General features: G+C 56.9%; 12 protein-coding genes. 6 read left to right on the top strand and 6 right to left on the bottom strand.

The window, feature by feature from the left end; all coding sequences use genetic code 11:
• Nucleotides 1-109: 109 nt before the first annotated feature.
• Both LYZ69_07060 and LYZ69_07055 read right to left on the bottom strand, forming a co-directional pair.
• Entirely contained in the window at nt 110-970 is an 861-nt protein-coding gene (locus tag LYZ69_07060; protein ID MDV3278209.1) for a hypothetical protein, read from the bottom strand.
• Nucleotides 967-2,334: a hypothetical protein gene (locus LYZ69_07055; protein MDV3278208.1), complete on the bottom strand. Its 1,368-nt coding sequence runs from the start codon at nt 2,332-2,334 to the stop codon at nt 967-969. The genes LYZ69_07060 and LYZ69_07055 overlap by 4 nt, the downstream gene beginning before the upstream one ends.
• A 526-nt stretch (nt 2,335-2,860) precedes the next feature.
• Here LYZ69_07055 and LYZ69_07050 point away from each other — a divergent pair.
• The 5 genes from LYZ69_07050 to LYZ69_07030 all read left to right on the top strand — a co-directional run bounded on the left by LYZ69_07050 (nt 2,861) and on the right by LYZ69_07030 (nt 12,703).
• Entirely contained in the window at nt 2,861-3,634 is a 774-nt protein-coding gene (locus tag LYZ69_07050) for a hypothetical protein (protein MDV3278207.1), read from the top strand.
• Between the two features lie 360 nt (nt 3,635-3,994).
• The gene (locus tag LYZ69_07045; GenBank protein ID MDV3278206.1) at nt 3,995-4,699 is read left to right on the top strand and encodes an LAGLIDADG family homing endonuclease; all 705 of its coding nucleotides are present in this window, start codon (nt 3,995-3,997) and stop codon (nt 4,697-4,699) included.
• Between the two features lie 26 nt (nt 4,700-4,725).
• The gene (locus tag LYZ69_07040) at nt 4,726-5,124 is read left to right on the top strand and encodes a hypothetical protein (GenBank protein ID MDV3278205.1); all 399 of its coding nucleotides are present in this window, start codon (nt 4,726-4,728) and stop codon (nt 5,122-5,124) included.
• Nucleotides 5,121-10,616, top strand: a complete 5,496-nt coding sequence (locus LYZ69_07035) for a hypothetical protein (protein MDV3278204.1) — start codon at nt 5,121-5,123, stop codon at nt 10,614-10,616. The genes LYZ69_07040 and LYZ69_07035 overlap by 4 nt, the downstream gene beginning before the upstream one ends.
• Nucleotides 10,617-10,780: 164 nt before the next feature.
• Entirely contained in the window at nt 10,781-12,703 is a 1,923-nt protein-coding gene (locus tag LYZ69_07030; GenBank protein MDV3278203.1) for a hypothetical protein, read from the top strand.
• A gap of 96 nt (nt 12,704-12,799) precedes the next feature.
• On the opposite strand, the gene LYZ69_07025 is transcribed toward LYZ69_07030, so the two are convergent.
• Complete coding sequence (locus tag LYZ69_07025; protein ID MDV3278202.1) at nt 12,800-13,705, bottom strand: hypothetical protein; 906 nt, start codon at nt 13,703-13,705, stop codon at nt 12,800-12,802.
• 6 nt (nt 13,706-13,711) lie between these two features.
• Nucleotides 13,712-14,431 (bottom strand): hypothetical protein, encoded by a 720-nt coding sequence (locus LYZ69_07020; protein ID MDV3278201.1) that lies wholly within the window; start codon nt 14,429-14,431, stop codon nt 13,712-13,714.
• Between the two features lie 119 nt (nt 14,432-14,550).
• Between LYZ69_07020 and LYZ69_07015 the strand changes: the two genes are divergently transcribed.
• Nucleotides 14,551-14,751 carry a hypothetical protein gene (locus LYZ69_07015; GenBank protein ID MDV3278200.1) on the top strand — a complete coding sequence of 67 codons (201 nt, stop codon included), beginning with the start codon at nt 14,551-14,553 and terminating at the stop codon, nt 14,749-14,751.
• A gap of 52 nt (nt 14,752-14,803) precedes the next feature.
• Here the strand turns inward: LYZ69_07015 and LYZ69_07010 are convergent, their stop codons facing one another.
• Complete coding sequence (locus LYZ69_07010) at nt 14,804-15,844, bottom strand: inositol-3-phosphate synthase (GenBank protein MDV3278199.1); 1,041 nt, start codon at nt 15,842-15,844, stop codon at nt 14,804-14,806.
• A gap of 8 nt (nt 15,845-15,852) precedes the next feature.
• The gene (locus tag LYZ69_07005) at nt 15,853-16,062 is read right to left on the bottom strand and encodes a hypothetical protein (protein ID MDV3278198.1); all 210 of its coding nucleotides are present in this window, start codon (nt 16,060-16,062) and stop codon (nt 15,853-15,855) included.
• Nucleotides 16,063-16,067 lie beyond the last annotated feature (5 nt).

Genomic DNA, 16,067 nt, shown 5'->3' with positions numbered 1-16,067 from the left:
GGATGGCTCAGCTCTTCGAAGAAGGGCCCTCTCCTTTGGGGCGCGGTTCGGTCACCGGACGCTATTATGAAAGCAATCAAATGAAGGGTCGAGCGGACGCCTAGGAGGATTAGTTTTCCTTTCTAGAGCCTCTCAAAGCCCTCTTCGAGAGGACACTCGCCCATGGGTTGCCGACCAGGACTTCTGTGAGTGCCTCCTTCTCGGGCGGGGCTGCGGCCTCGGGACCTACCACGATCAACCCCTTCCACTCAGAGCCTCTCTCCCTTCGGAATACACCCTGCCAACCGGCCGCGGGCGGCAATTCCCTGAGCTCCCGTCCCTCGAGTTCGAGGGCCTGCCACAACTGATGGAGCCCCTCCACTACACGTGCCAACCTGAGCAGGAGTCTGACGTTCCTGGGGTCGACAACGGCACCCTCCGGTCCAGCTCCGTCCCTCAGTTCGTTGGTCTTCTGCTCAAGGGCGGCCACCAACTCTTCGAAGCTGCCTGCCCTGATCACAAACGGAGCGGGTGACGCAATCTTAGGCTGAGGGGCCGGGGGAAGGAGGAAGTGGGTCGCGGTTCTGGGGGCGATGAAGACCGCGAAGGCCGCAGTCAGAACATAGACGGAGATCGAGCCAGGAGGAGCGAACGAATAGAGTGAAGGGTCCACGTTGAGAAGGAAAGCCACAGGGTAGTTTCCGTACTCAAGCGCGAGACCAACCACTCCCAAGGCCGCGAGGAGATCCAGCGCACTGGTGACTGCGGATTCGAGTGTTGACATTTCTCGCCTCTTGTTGTAATCGATGAACCGAAGAGCAAGAAAGTATACGACTGTGACCGCTCCTATCAGGTAAGACAGACGATAGTCAGGAAACCTGGAAAGATATCTGGAGGTGAAGTACTCATAGCCAAGCACGAGAACCATTAGTCCTAGAATGAAGTTGCCCGCGGTTACTCTGGCTTCAAGATAACTGCCTAGTCTAGTCATTTAGAAACGTCTAACCCCCCTTTCATCTGGGGCGACTTCGCGTCCAGGAACATCCAGCCTTCTCTTGCCTGCCAATCCCATGCGAAGTCATCGGGGATGTACATTCCGTAGGCCACGCTGCCTTGCCAGACGTTGAAGATTGGGTTGCGCGTTAGCTCGACTGTTGTGCCGGTGACTCCCTTCTCCTTGAGCATGTCCTTCAGCTTCTTTGGGGCGCCTATGGCGTGATCTTCCATTCCTGGCGGCACTTTCCACGAGAAGTTCCCGCCTGAAAGGAAGATGTTCTGGTAGAGCGACGGCTGAAGCTCGAAGCTGACCTTGTCTATGGCCATGGTGATTACGTCGGCGAGGTCAGTTTCGCTCAGAATCACCTCGCCTTCCATCTCCGTGAAGCGGGGTTTCGTTGTCCCGCGTTTGCGGTAGGAGGAGAAGACATCCTCCGAAGGCTTGAAGAAGTACTCCCCCATCAGGAACCTCTGCCAGCTGTCCTTTCCGAGCTCTATCTTTATCTTCGTCTTGGGGATGCTGAAGGTAACGTCGAACGCCTCGTTTGACTTGTCTTCCATTACCGCCTTCAGGTCCTTCGGGATGAGTCCCACAGCCTCCTTGAAGAGCTTCACGAGCTTCGGTTCAGTGGCGAGGTCGGCGTAGCCCGCATCCTTCAGCACCTCCGCAGTGAGCAGGTCGCAGTCTGCCCCGCCTCTTTGGAGGCCGATTAGCGCGTTGAATATGACGCCGTTCCCGATGGGCGCCACCTGCGTGTTTCCGTGGCCTCCTTCCAGAACCGTGCAGGCGAGCTTCTTCTGAGAGATGGCGACCGCGGGCGGTTGCGGGATTATTGAGATAGCAGATACCAGGCGCTTCCCTTCCTCTTCGTTGATCTTCTGGTGCAGGTCGAAGAGCCGCTCGTACATGTACCGCGGGGCCGCCGACGAGAGCGCAGCGACGCACTTCGCTCCCTTGCTGCCGTCCTGATTGTATCGATGTCGGATGAGGCCGTAGCGGACGAGCTCCTTGAGGACCGACCAGGCGCGCTCGTCGTCCTCTCGGATCAAGCCGTACCGCAGCGGGTAGACCAGCCTTTCAGCCAAGTCGACTTTGGCTTCGAGGTAGTTGCTGACCTGTGGGCCGACTACCAGGAGCTTGTGTCTGCTATCTGGCGAGACCATCTGCACGAAGCCGCGCGTGTCGGGGAAGTAGCCCCTAGTCTCGATTGCATCCGGAGTTTCTCCCATGACCGCCGGGCCGAACTTGTACTCCGAGGTGCCGAAGTCCTCCGCGAAGATTCCCCTCGCCTTTTCCAGGCTCGCCTTGTCCTCTTGCGCCGCCCGGCAGGTTGCGCTCACGGTTGATGAAGTTGACATTTCTATGTCCCCTCTTCTTCTAGATTCTCCGTTTGACAGTTAAAGTTGGATACGATTCCCAGAACCGAGAATCTTGATCCGAGTTCAGAGACGAAACTTCTCCGCGAATATTCCCCTTGCCTTCGCCAACTCTGCTCGGGCTGATGCAACGCCTGCCCCTTCGATGTCGAGATTGATGACGCTGTCTGACCCTTCCGTTCCTTTTTGTTGATTCGATGGGCAATAAAAGGCTTGAACGTCACCCAGTCTGGCTTGAGTTGACTTTGCTGGTCCAGAGGGGAAGCTTTGAGACTTCGGTCGTGCCCAGAGAGCTCGCCTCCTGGCTTCAGACTCGTAGCGTTGACCTGGGCTCGAAGAAAAGCCCAATGGGAAAACGCATGAGGTCTCACCGTAGAGTCCAAGATAGTTCCCAGAACCAGTTGTCGATCAGGTCAACCTAGGCTTTTATGATGTAGAAATATGGACTTCAAACCCTAACCACGAAGGCAAAATAGTTATTTAGCGGAGAAGGGAAGGTCAAAGTGTAATGCGGACAAGTACAAAGGTCCTTGCAGCCATCGTAGTGGGCGGGGCGCTAGTTGCTTTCATGTTCAGCAACTTCATGCTGACTACCCCGAACACGGCACCGTCCTCGAGTTGCGTCCTCTCTCCCAGCGGCCAGTTCACGGATAACGGGAAGGTTTGCGACGTTGTGAACTACGTCCTGTTCAAGAAAGGAATCACGGCTTACGATATGTTCGGAGTGCCTGTCTCGTCGAACCCGTACTTCTACCACCTGACGAGTGAAGGGTGGAAGTTCCTGAACTCCTCGAACGGAGGCTCTTACTTCGGCTTCACAACTCACAACCTGCTCACCAACGGAGGCGTTTCCCTCCTCCAGAACATGATCCACTGCGGACCCTCGGGCTTGGCCGCTGGAACCCTCACATGCGCGACTGGCAACTCCTTCACCTTGTTCACCGTAGACTATCTCGCGCTTTCTGCATCGTCAACGGCACCATCAGCGACAGACACCTCTTGTGCAGCAGAGATTACCGAGTTCTCCCTGATGCGGACCGTCGGGACATACACCGCTGGCGTCGCCGCGAGTGGCTCAATATCTCCGTCTCTTTCTAAGACTTGGACGGCCTCTGGAACCTACAACAACATCCAGCTCGGCTGCGCCTGGAACACGATAAACAACGCGAGCCCTGCGACGCAGGTCGGAACCTTGTACGCGGAGAACACGTTCAGCGCGGTCAACCTCAACTCTGGCGACCAACTGACGATTACGTGGACCTTCACTTACTCGGGTCCATAACTTCGTGGCCATAACTCCAGAGTCAGAAGTCGAAAAGAAAGAGATCATTTCAGACAGATGGCGCTCAAACAATTCAGCGACCCAGCTCAACGAGAAAAGCAAAGGCGAGCCGCGAAGAAGCGGTTCACAAAACCAGAGGAACACGAGAAACTCAGAACAGCATCAGCCGAACGCTGGGCCAAGCCAGAGGAGCACGACAAGATTTTCAAACGAAGATATATGCCTCATTTTGGCGAGTTATCTGAAGACCATATTGGATACTTTGCTGGATTCTTCGAGGCCGAAGGCTCATTTGGGCTCATCAAACCCGGGCATATTCAAGTCAAGATTACAAACACGGACCATCACGTCCTAGAATGGTTGGAGAAAAAGACCGGAATTGGTAACATCATAGCGCGCAAGAGTTATGGAAATCACTTCGGAAACAGGCAGGTCTACGAATGGATAGTCAGCGCTGACCAACACTGCGAACTTCTATTGGGTTCACTAAAGCGGTTTTTTGACTATCAGGGCGGCACCATACGCCATCCACCCATTACAAGAATCAACTGGGGCTTCGTCGCCGGGTTCTTCGATGGCGAAGGGGGTATCAATTTCCAGGTCCACGAAGCTCTGTACCAGCTAAGCATCACTCAGAAGGAGCGGCAGGTCCTCGACGCTATCCAGAAGTTCATCGGCTACGGGGTCATCTACGGGCCATACAGAGGCAACCCGTTCAGGCTGCTCATCGCCGGCCACAAGGACCAACTCGACTTCATCGACCATGTCCTCCCATTTTCATCAGTCAAGAGAAAGAGCCTCTTGGAGGCCAAGAAGTTCATCCAGGCCAAGGACTGGAACGCCGACGACAAGCTGCGGGATGTCCCCCTGGAACGGCTGGTGGCCGATTATGGGAAGCTGAGGTCAATCAGAAGAGTCGCCGCCAAGCACGGCGTCACCTACAACGCGATTCACGACAAGTTCGAAAGGTCGGGGTTGAAGATGCAGCCTCTCGGCACCAACCAGTTTGGTAGTCTGGTTCCGACTAAAGCTCTTAAGACGACTCCTGAGGCTCTGCCCAGTTGAAGACCCAATTCCTTCTGCCTCTTCTAGTGTTTCTACTCGTCGTGCTTGTGCCGGCCTTGTGGCCTCACGATCCTGGATGCCCCTCGACGTACTGCGTCTCGCTCCGAGACGAGGTCTCGGTCGGAACAGGGGGCCCAAACCCACAGCTCGGGCTGTCTCTCGTCCTGATTGTGCAGGTGGTCGCGGTCGCGGTCTCCGTGTCCCAGACGATGGCGGTGCTCGTAGGTCTTCGTAAGAGGCCTCCCGTCTCGGTTCTTAGGGCGCTGACGCACATCAGGGGACTCTCGCGGGCCTCTACAGGCGCAGCCTCGACCAAGTCAAACGTCTTCTGGCTGCCCATCGAATCGGCGAGCGCCGGGCGGCTCACGTCGAAGATGGTCAGGTCCCCTAACCTCTTCGGGCTGGGGAGGCGGCGGGGTTGGTGACCCCTTGGACGAGACGCCGCAAGGCAACGACCTTACTTCTTGTGGTCCTCCTTGCGTCCGACATCTGGATCAACGTTGTCCCTCCCGTCTTTGCCGCAGGCGCCCACACCTTTTATCTCGGCAATACCACCGTGGGCTCCTGTTCGGGGAAGTGCGAAAACCTCGCAACATCTACCGGGACTGCCGACACCAAGACTTCACAGAAGATCGCCAAGACAACTGGGAGCTACGAGGTCGAGCCAGACATCAGCTCGACCACCACAAGGGGGACGCCATCGCAATCCACGGTCTCGGGCTACGGCTGGGAGAGTGCCGCCCCAATCGGCGCGACCATCGCTTCGGGAACGTGGACGCTCGACCTCACCACCACTGCGTCCAGCGCCACGGGGACGGCCTACCTATGGGCCATCGTCAGGAGCTGCGCCACCATATCGGAGGGAACCTGCACATTCCTCTTCAAGAATTATGATAATACCACTAGCATCCTTGGCACGACCTCTGCCACCAAGCGGACCTATACGACAGGAACCATCGGCCCGTTCTCCAACGTTCAGTATCTCGTCATCGAGTGGTGGGTCCACTACACCGTCGCGGGTTCATCCACAACCTCGACGGTGACCGAGACCACGGTATCATCGGCCTCCGACGTGGTGACGCCCGCGTTCGAATATTCCTCCTCGCCTACCTCTTCCATCTCCATCACTCAGTCTCTGACCAGCGTCTTGGCGAGGTTGCTCACACTCTCCTCTTCAGTGTCGGTTACCCAGGCCCTGACACGGACGTTCGCAACGCTTCTGTCCCTTTCCTCTTCCATTTCCAGCACCCAGACAATGACGCAAGCACTCGGTAGGTTCCTGAGCCTCACGTCTTCTGTCTCCATAACACAAACCCTCATGCGGACATTAATAACGACGCTGAGTCTTGCTTCCACAGTCACGATAACCCAGACTCTGAAGAGGACGTTCGCTAAACTTCTGAGCTTCGCTTCCACCGTCTCCCTAACTCAGTCGCTGGCAAGCACTTTCGGTAGGTTCCTTAGCGTCATCTCCAATGTAACAATTACCCAAGCGCTCTCGAGCACCCTTGCAAGATTCCTTAGCCTGACCTCATCCGTCTCGCTGACCCAATCGCTGGCGAGAGCGCTGGGCAAGTTCCTGCGCCTTACGTCGTCAATGTCCGTCACCCAATCATTGACGCAGATCCTCGGTAGGTTCTTGACTCTGGCCTCTTCGGTCTCGATTACCACGTCCCTGACAAGCGTATTCGCGAGGCTCGTCTCCCTCACCTCCTCAATCACGGCCACCCTGTCCCTCACAGGGACTGTTGGTAGATTCCTGAACCTCACATCATCCATCACCAGCTCTCAGACCCTGACGAGGATGTTCGCCAGGCTCGTGTCGCTTTCCTCTTCCGTCTCGCTCACTCAGACTCTGGCACGAACGTTCGGTAGATTCCTCAGCCTCACCTCTTCCATGTCTATCACACAATCGCTCGCGCAGACTCTTGGTAGGTTCCGGGCCCTGACCTCTTCCGTCTCCGTTTCTCAATCGCTCGTACGGTCATTCCAGCGACTACTGGCTCTGGTCTCTTCCACTTCCGTCACCCAGTCTTTGACGCGAGTGCTCACGAGACTCTTCTCCCTCTCTTCTTCAGTCTCAATCACACAATCGATGGCACAGGCGTTAAGCAGGTTCCGGAGCCTCACGTCTTCAATCAACATCACCCAATCTCTGGCGCGGGCTCTCGCCAAGTTCCTGACCCTCGCCTCCGCCGTTTCCATCGCCCAGACTCTCGCGCGCACCTTTGGCAGGTTCCTCAGTCTGGCTTCCGCTGTCTCCGTCACACAGACTCTGACGCGTGTGCTCGGCAGACTCCTTAGCCTCACTTCTTCCATTTCAGTCACCCAGTCAGTAAGGAGAGGTGTCGCACAGTTCAGGAGCCTCGCATCATCGATAGCCTCCACTTCCGCTATTTTGGCCTCGGCAGTAGTCCATTACTTGGTAAGCCTCGCATCCACCGTCTCTATTACGCAATCCCTGACGGCTACTCTGGGTAGAATCTTCAGCAGGACCCTGAACTCCATCGTCACAGCCACTCAGACGTTGACGAGGGGGCTCGCGAAGTTCGTGACTCTGTTCTCTAACATAATCATAACCCAGACACTAACTGGAGTTAGCTCAGCAGTCTCCCTCACCGAGTCGGCCTCGATATCGCTGACTCCCTCTCTGCAGGAGTCGGTACCGGGGTCAACGTCCTACAGCACTGTCATCAGCCCCACCAGCGGCGGGAGCGCGACCTTGAACCTCAATGTTGGAGCGTCAGAAATCAACGTCGTATTGACTAGCAGCGGGGCGCCAGCTGGCACGTCCGTCAGCGGCCAGGGCATGACCCTCAGCTCGCCGAGCTCGGGTGTACCGCAGCCTTCTGGGCTGTCTTCCACTCTATTCTACGACGTCCATGTAGCGGGCGTGAGTGCGGGCACAGCGACAGTATGCCTCTCAGACCCAGGCACCGCAGCTGGCTCGACGATGCAATACTACGCCCCGCCGGGCGGCCCCTGGACCACGGCCGCAAACATTCAGGTGCCCCCGGCAGTGACTTCTGACACCATCTGCGGGGACATATCGATCTCTCAGCTGACAGCCACCAATATCGTTGTCGGTCTCTCGGGTGTCACCACCACGACCACGACCACCACTACGACCACGTCTGGCGGGGGCGGAGGAGGTGGAGGCGGCGGAGGAGGCGGACCTCCAATTGTCATTGTCAACGTCAACGTGACGTTGACGCCCGCCATCAAAGGCTCGCCGCCAGCAGTATTCCAGATAACCGGTTGCTCAGCCAGCAACGGCATACTCAACCCCTCAAAGATAGTCGGCAATGGCTCGAAGTTCCAGGTGACCACGGTAGCGAACTGCCTGATGACCCTCGCCCCTGTCAACCCGAGCGGTGGCATCTACGGCTTCAGTCAGGCCGGGGTTCTCAACGGCACGTGGAAGTTCACCTCTTGTGGGAAGGGTTCATGTCCGGCCGAGTCCAATGAGTACTACTACCAGCTCGAGAACACCTTCACTGTCGTGCTGGGCCAGGCAGGGTCGAGAGCTGGCCTCTTCACCCAGGTTCTCGGACAGAAACTGGGCGTCCCCAACTCGGTCCTTTGCAGCATCACCATCTTCCCAGACATCCCCTCGACCTCCTGTACCGGGTACTCGGACTACGGTGCGGCCGCGACCTTCGCCGAGACGCTCATCGGAACGCAACAGGGCACGAGGTGGGAGAATGCAGCTGGCGGCCCCAGCTCTACCGGGTCGATAACCAACGGGTCGGGTACCTACACTGCGAGCTACTACTTCCAACTCCTCCAGACCCTCAGCTACTCCGTGCCGCGTAGCTCCTTCGCATTCCCGACCGGCGCTGTCACCGCAGCCGGGACCGCCCTTGGGCTGCCCTACACGCCCCAGTTGACGACGACCCCGACCGGCTACTGGTTCGACGCATCTGAGTCCATAACGTTCCTGGCCAGCATCAACTCGAGCGTCACTGCCGGCGTCAGATGGTCCGCCTCCGTCGGCAGCATTTCCGCGACAGTGTCCAACACGGTCGTGGTCCGGTACGGCCTCCAGTTCCTAGAGACCTTCACCATCTCTCCCTCCAACGCCGGAGTCATCTCTCCGTCGGGAAGCGACTGGTACGACGTGGGCTCTATCGTCCACATAGGGGCCAGCCCCGCGAGGCTCTACTTTTTCAGCGCGTGGAGCTCCAGTTCGCCGCTCAACACCTTCACCAACTCGTCGGCAGCGTTCACTACGCTGACATTGAACGGACCCGCCATCATAATCGGCACATTCGTCAGGGGCAGGGTGATTCAGACCATCGTCCTGACCGTGAGCCCTGCGGGCTCGCCCAATGCCGTCTTCTCCGTGAACGGCTGCGGAGCGCGTAGCTCCACCATACCAGGAGACGGACAGCCGCACGCAATCAACGCGATTGGGGGATGTGACATCTCCCTCGCATACGCGAATGTCGGGAACACTACCCGCTACGTCTTTGCGGGAGGCGTGCCCGTGGTGACAGTGACGACGTGCGACGAGGGCCCGTGCGCTCCAGTGTCTCTCACCTACTACTTCCAGGACATGGTCACGTCGAGCTACTCTACGGTCGGCGGTGGTGCGCCGACACCTCCCATATTGAACTTCACGAGCTACGGTATGCCCGCAATCCAGGTGCTGGGAGCGCAGGCAATAAGCGTATGGATGGACAACGGAACACGCTACACCCTGCCAGCACTCCTAAGTCCTTCCTCCCAGACAGAGAGGTGGGTCACGACCACAACGTCGGCGACGGTCTCCGGGGAATTGGGTGTTGTCGCTCAATACTACCACCAGTTCATCATCACGGCATCGTTCTCCACCACATCTGTCGGAGTGACAGGATTCGGCCCGCCGGACCTCTCGTACAGCTCCTTCGGAGCCAGCTCTACGCTGACCCTGGCCGCCCAGGCCCAGACCGTCTGGGCCGACGCCAACACGACTTGGACTGCCCAGAACCCGCTGCCTGGAAGTACCTCCGCTGAGATGTGGCGGACTTCACAGCCTACGTTGGGGCTGACGAGCGGCCCGCTATCGGTCAGCCTCCACTACGAGCTCCTCTACGGATTCACGTTTGGGGAGTTCGGTCTGTCCCCCGGAACTCCCTGGTCTGTGACCCTCGACAATAACATCACTCAGTCCTCGAACTCAAGCAGCATCATGTTCGCCAGCCCTCCTGGGCTCCACACCTTCGTCGTGACCTCGCCGCTGGTGCCGCAATCTAAGAATGCCTCGCCCTTCTCGGTCTTCATAACTACACAGAACAGGGGGAGCATCATCCTTCCATTGACGCGGCAAGTGACGGTCGAGTTCACGACCGCAGTTCCTGTGATGGTATACGCCACGCAGAGCAACGTGACCTACACCATCATCAACGAGAACTTCACCCTGACCGTGGGCAGGCCGCAGCTCAACAACATCCGCGTCGACATTCAAGGTCCCAGCCCCGGCCCGACACTGCTGGTCTTCAACCTGGCGCAGGACGCACTGCCAGGACTATCGCCGTCGACCCTGTCCGTGACCCTCGATGGTGTCAGGCTGCAGCCTGCGGACTCGATATTCAGTATGATGACCCTCGCGGTAGGCAATAACGCGACCTATCTCATGACTTCCACCTCGTCTGGCTATGAACTGGTGGTTGCAATCCCCCACGTTTCGAGGCACAGGGTCGAATTGGCGACTGTGGTTGTCCAGCCTTACCTCTACCTCTACCTTCTCTTCGTGGTTGGAATAGTAACCGCCTTGGCAGCTTTGCTCTTGGCTCTGCTGTTGGCCTACCGGCGAAGAGGGAGGAAGTCCTGGTCCTCCTTCGCGTACAGACGAAGGAATAGCGGGACCCGGGTTCTGGCTTCTCGTTTGCGAAGGGCCCGAAACGCATCCGTGCCCAAAGACAGAAACTCCTAGTGGAACATAGGCAGCTCAGACTAAGCCAAGTCCGCAAAGCTGCTCGCCCTTGGAAGAGGCAGCAGGTCTGGACTCTACAGCCCACCTCAGCTTCTGCGTAAGGCCTCCACAGAATCGGAGGGTAGATTCCTAAATAGCTCGGCCAGTCAGGCAGGAAACTGCAGTTGATTGTAGGCCTAGCAGCTTACGTCCTAGTGGTCCTCATTCAGGGCATCGGCTTCGGTGAACTCTTGAAGGCGTGGAAGCCCGAGGACGACATGGCCTCGCGATTTGCGATTGCCTTGGGCGTGGGAATCTCCTCGAGTGGAGTCTCCATGTTAGTCTTCACCTCTGGGTTCAGCATCTTCGGCATCGAGTTGTTAGGAATCGGGGGCGCCGCCGTCTATCTGCCAGTCGGGATTGGCCTGGTTGCATTGTTTGCTTCGATAGTCGCGAGGCGCAGGTTCTCCTTTCCTCGGATGCCGAGTTGGGGCGACTGCCTCATCGCTGTCTTGATTGCGGCCCAGTTAATCATGCTAATCCAATATTTCGGGCAGTTTCCGTTTTTCCCGCAATATCCGAGCGCTGATTTCATACAACATTTCAACTTGGCCCGCGCCATCCTCGCTGGGCAGATCTCGTCAATCCCTTCAGGCATACTGTATTTCGGGGTCCACTATCAGATTGGGATGGCGATGTTTTTCAGCGGAGTGGACACCAACGTCGCGCGCTATACGGTCGGTATTCTTGCCGTGTTCTCTACCCCGCTCTTCTACCTTGCAGCAGCCAAGATCTTCAAGAATCGCAACGGAGCCTACGCCGGGGCGGCGATCTACGTTCTCACGGCGACGGTGTGGTTCGGGAACCTGTTCAACTCTGGACTCTATCCCGAGTTCTACGGTCTCATCTCGCTCCTGTTCATCTTGGCTGTGATGGCCCCTCTCCTCAACGAGCCGAAACGCCCCGCCCCATGGTTCTTGTTCTTGCTCGCTCTGGCTAGTGGGTTCATATCCCACTATGCGGTGCTAGTCCTTCTTCCAGTTCTGTTGGTGATGACCCTCGTCTCACTGACGAAGTCACGGGAAGACCGGATAACCTGGTTTCTCCTTCTGGGCATTCTTGCGGTTCCCGCGGTCCTCGGCGTTCTTCTCTTCCCGTCGTACTCGAACACGATTCTGGGCTTCCTGGCACCCTCGCCTGTCTCACAGAACGTACTCGGGACGACGCCGCTGGCTACTCTTCTTTCTCCGGTTCCTGTTGTTTCCTACATGGCCGTCGTGACCACAAACGACTTGGGGGCGCTCATCTTGTTCGCTCTTGCCGCAGTTTCTCTGGCGCGACAGAGAGGAATCAACAACGCAACTTCATTTTTGCCTGCCATTTTCGCGGGCGTCATAATAGTCGCCTCGCCGTTCAACTCCGTTGCGTGGCGTTTCTCTTTCATCGGCCTTGTCTTTCTGACGATGATGGCGGGCGTGGGCATCACCATGCTGATTCCCCAAGGGAGGATCGGGAAGAGGAAAGTCGTCGGCCTTTCCCTCGCGCTTCTATGTTTGGGAGCCACATTCGTAGGGTCGTGGGGTGAGCGGATGCTCACGCCTGTTCCCCAATCGGCCGAAATTCAGGGATACGTCCATTCCGCGATAGGTTGGCTGAACGACAACACGCCCCGGACCTCGGTCTATTACTCCGTCACCGATTGGCGCTTTACCGAGATGACCTACATGCTATTTAGGAGAACGGTATACGGTTTCACTTCCAACATCACCGATGCGTTCAAAACGGCGGCTGGATTCCAACTGCAGAAACCCAAATTTGTAGCGGCGATAAGCAACAATCTCTGGGATACTACGGATACATCACCGACTCGTTTGATAAACGCCACCATCGTCTGGTATCTGCCTCCGACATACATGATAGTGACGAAGTTCGTAACTGAGGACCTACCGTCAAACCCATCGGTCTACCCCTGGAACACCTTCGCCCCGAACGCCAACATGAGCTTGGTGTACACGAACCCAGACGTCGAAGTGTTCCGTATAGCCACGATAACCTCATGCCACGTGCTCCCGCAGTTCGCGCCTGAATACGTCTTGGAATGCCCATGAAGGGCTAAAGGTTTCACGAGCAGGTCAGTCGGATGCGCCGGCTCACCACGTCCAGGTAGGCCGCTGCCGCACCACCGGGATTCGACTTCCGTTCAATTACGTCCTTGCGATGCTCCACGGCTGATCTATCGCGGCAGGTTGTCTGGAACGTAAATACATAGAGGCTCTTTCGAGAATCTCCAGAGTGTAATCGGGTAATGCGTCTGAGGTTGGTTTGAATCTGGTTGAAAGCCCGACTTCTGAATGGCGCTTCTTATGATAGGGGCGGCAGAGTGTGATTCCGTTGTCTGCGTCGAACCTGAGTCCTGGGTAATCCCTGAACGGCTTCAAATGATGGGCCACAATGTCGTTATTAGATCCGCAATCTTTACAGGTAAAGGCATCCCGTTCATACACGGATCTCCTCCACGCGTTGTACTCGTCGCTTTCTCTCAGAGCTTTCATTTCGTCGGTTATTCCGCCCTTCCAGTTCCAATGGTTTGGCCCTTTGTGGGCTGCGCCTCTATCGGCGGCAACTTCTGGATGCTCAAAGTGAAATTTCATGTGAGATGTTGACATCTTGGACTTGGTTTCTGGGCTACATCCCTTGCCGAGCCAAGGCCGAATCTTCCCTCGCCATTCATCTGGTATGGTGTGACCTTTTTTGAACCCACTTGTCTTCGCCCTTTCACGTGAAACCTCTACTGCCTCTGGATGAGAGGCATAGAAATCCTTGAGTGACTTTTTGACTTCTGGTCTCTTCTTTCCAATCTGACATAATTCAGAACACCCATGCGAACAGAACTTTGCTCCTTTGTGTGTGGTCTTGAATACAGAATTACACCGAATGCACTCTTTTACAAATCGTCTTCGCTGACCTTTGTTGTATAGACTGACGCAGTTAATGCAGACGTAGTTTCTATATTTGATATTACTCGGAGACCAATTCGTTGCAGTTATTTTACTCCTACATTCTCTGCATGTCGGTTCTGATGGATTTGGTTGTTCAAAAATAGAAATCAACCTCGCTCAAGTGCGTCCGATTGACCAGGTGATCTTGAGTGTGTTTCCAGCAACGAACGAGTCGGGACCGAAGGTTCCTTCGGCGTAGATGATTACGTTAGAACCCGAGTGGAGCTCGGTCTGAAGGCAGGCCACCTGGACGTTGTTGTCGGTCTCGGCCGCTGTGAATGTGTTCACTACGGTTGTTGTGACAGTGGCACCCGCTGTCCCAGCCGTGACCGTCCCCGCGACGTCTGTAAGCCCGCCAGACTCGATCTCGTTCGCAGTCGAGGTGGTCTTGCACGGACCCGAATTGGAAGTGTCGGAGGCGACCGGTGTTGTCGAAGATTCCGACACGCCAATCACGGTTGCGGTGTCGGCCGATGTGCAGGTTATCGTCCCGGATGCGCCGAAGGTCTTGCATTGTTCAAAATCGCGGCCGACGTTGGTTATGAGGACTGTCGGGTCGAGGGTGTAGGTAATCCCATTCGAACAGAACAGGATGCAGCTCGCGCCCCAGAATTGGCCTTTGAGCCAGCCTCCCACAATCAGCCTGATGTCTACAAACCGCTGCTCCTGGTGCGTCATGCTGACGGAGAACTGCACCTTGAGGCTTGACTGAGCACCGAGTCCTCCCTGAGCCCGGAAGGGATTGGGATACACCAAGTAAGCGTAGGCGCCCACGATTAGGACTATCACGAGTACCGGTACCACGACCTTCCAGCTTCTGTTGCCTGCCTTGGCCAAGGTTCAGCGTCGCGTGCCCAGCAGAGCGGAATAAAGGTTTGGGAGCCGACAAGGTAGCAGTTCGGTGTGATGCCCCAGAACAATCCTTAATTGATGTCTGAGAAGAAGCATGGTGCCAGTTGAAGTCGTTAACCTACGTTCTCATCGGAGTAGTGGTCATCATTCTGGGGTCCATCTTCTTCTCTTCAGGCTTCGACCCGGCTGCGGACCAACCAACGACATTCACCATTGCTGGAGCGGTGATAATGCTCGGCCTGGTCCTGTTCTTCCAAGGAATCTACAGACGCGGGCAAGAGAGCAAACCCAAGCAAACGAGCTGAAAATCGGCAGTCCTTCGCCGAGTCTGTTGATCTGTAAGCGAATCGGGCCTAGCTACTTGACAAACGCAGCCACGAACTTTCTGTAGGCTTCTTCGAAGTGTACGGGCTTGAGCGGAGACTTGAACCCGTAGGCGCATATCTCGTTGACCTTCGCAAGCCTTCGAGTGCTCGCCGCACGGCGGGTGGCCCTCAACACGTCCAGCAGGATGTTGCCTGCGTTCGCGCCGTCTGAGGTCCGCAGGTAGACGTCCACGGTGGCAGGGGAGCCAAGGAAACCGCTCCCCTCCGCCCAGAAGTAGCTCGTCCTGTCGTTTCCCAGGTAGTCGACGAAGTCTGTCGTCCCGGCTATCGTCTCGAACTTGTACGGGACCTCGGCAGCAACAGAGGCTGTCTTGACGCCGCGTTTCGCCATCTTGATGCCTTCGTCTGTTGTGTTGAGCGTCTCCGAGCCGCCGCCGACGTCCAGCTGGTAGCTCTTCGATATCTTGACACCCCTGTTCACCATGAGGTTGAGGAGCCCCTTGTGGAAGACGGTTCCGCCGAACTGGCTCATCAGGTCGTCTCCGACCAGCGGGAGCTTGGACTTCGCGAATTTGGCGACGAGGCTCTTCCTGCGCAGCAGCAGGGACGGGGCGCAGTTTACGAAGGCGCATCCTGCTTCAAGCGCTGCGAGCGCGTATCCTTCAGACGAGGCGTCCGAGCCGGAAGAGATCAGGTTGACAAGGATGTCGGCGTCTGCCGCCTCGAGCTGCCTGGCGACCTCGGCCCTGTCAGCGGTCTCCAGCCTGCTGGACCTGAGATGAGGCGCTGCATCTGCCGCGGAGATGCCTGCGCTGACCTTCACCCTTGAGGACTTGGGCTCGACGTACCTTCTGGCGACGTTGGGAGCGGCAAATATCGCCTTGTGGAGGTCCAGACCCACCTTCCTCGGGTCGACGTCGAAGGCTGCGACCACTTTGAGGTCGCTCGCCCTCATCCCTGCGACTCTTGGATGCCAGAGCCCCTCCGTCCCTCCCGTTGAGTAGTACTCCAGCCCCTGAACAAAGACGGAGGCACAGTTGCCCACGCCAGCGACAGCTATCCGTGATTTCATTGTCGACGTCACTTGAACTTCGCGAAGGCCGCGACCAGGCCAACAATCAGTAAGAGAACACCGAGTGCGTAATAGACTGCGACGAGTGGGGGAGCCATACCGGGGTCTGCGGCGTTTCCGTAAGTGTAGTAGATGAGCAGCCCTCCGAAGCCTATCACTATCAGGCCGACCAGGCGAATGAGGGCATCGACCCTCGACTGCTGTGCGGTAAACGTCAACGCTT

The organism is Nitrososphaerales archaeon (assembly GCA_032906765.1).
Classification (GTDB): domain Archaea; phylum Thermoproteota; class Nitrososphaeria; order Nitrososphaerales; family Gagatemarchaeaceae; genus DASPPF01.
Note: the sequence above shows the minus strand (reverse complement) of the source record. Positions and strands in the feature narration are given on the sequence as shown.

Excerpts from the sequence above, each read along its gene's own strand:
- LYZ69_07010 (MDV3278199.1), bottom strand. The coding sequence starts at position 15,844 with ATGAAATCACGGATAGCTGTCGCTGGCGTGGGCAACTGTGCCTCCGTC.
- LYZ69_07050 (MDV3278207.1), top strand. The coding sequence starts at position 2,861 with ATGCGGACAAGTACAAAGGTCCTTGCAGCCATCGTAGTGGGCGGGGCG.
- LYZ69_07060 (MDV3278209.1), bottom strand. The coding sequence starts at position 970 with ATGACTAGACTAGGCAGTTATCTTGAAGCCAGAGTAACCGCGGGCAAC.
- LYZ69_07055 (MDV3278208.1), bottom strand. The coding sequence starts at position 2,334 with ATGTCAACTTCATCAACCGTGAGCGCAACCTGCCGGGCGGCGCAAGAG.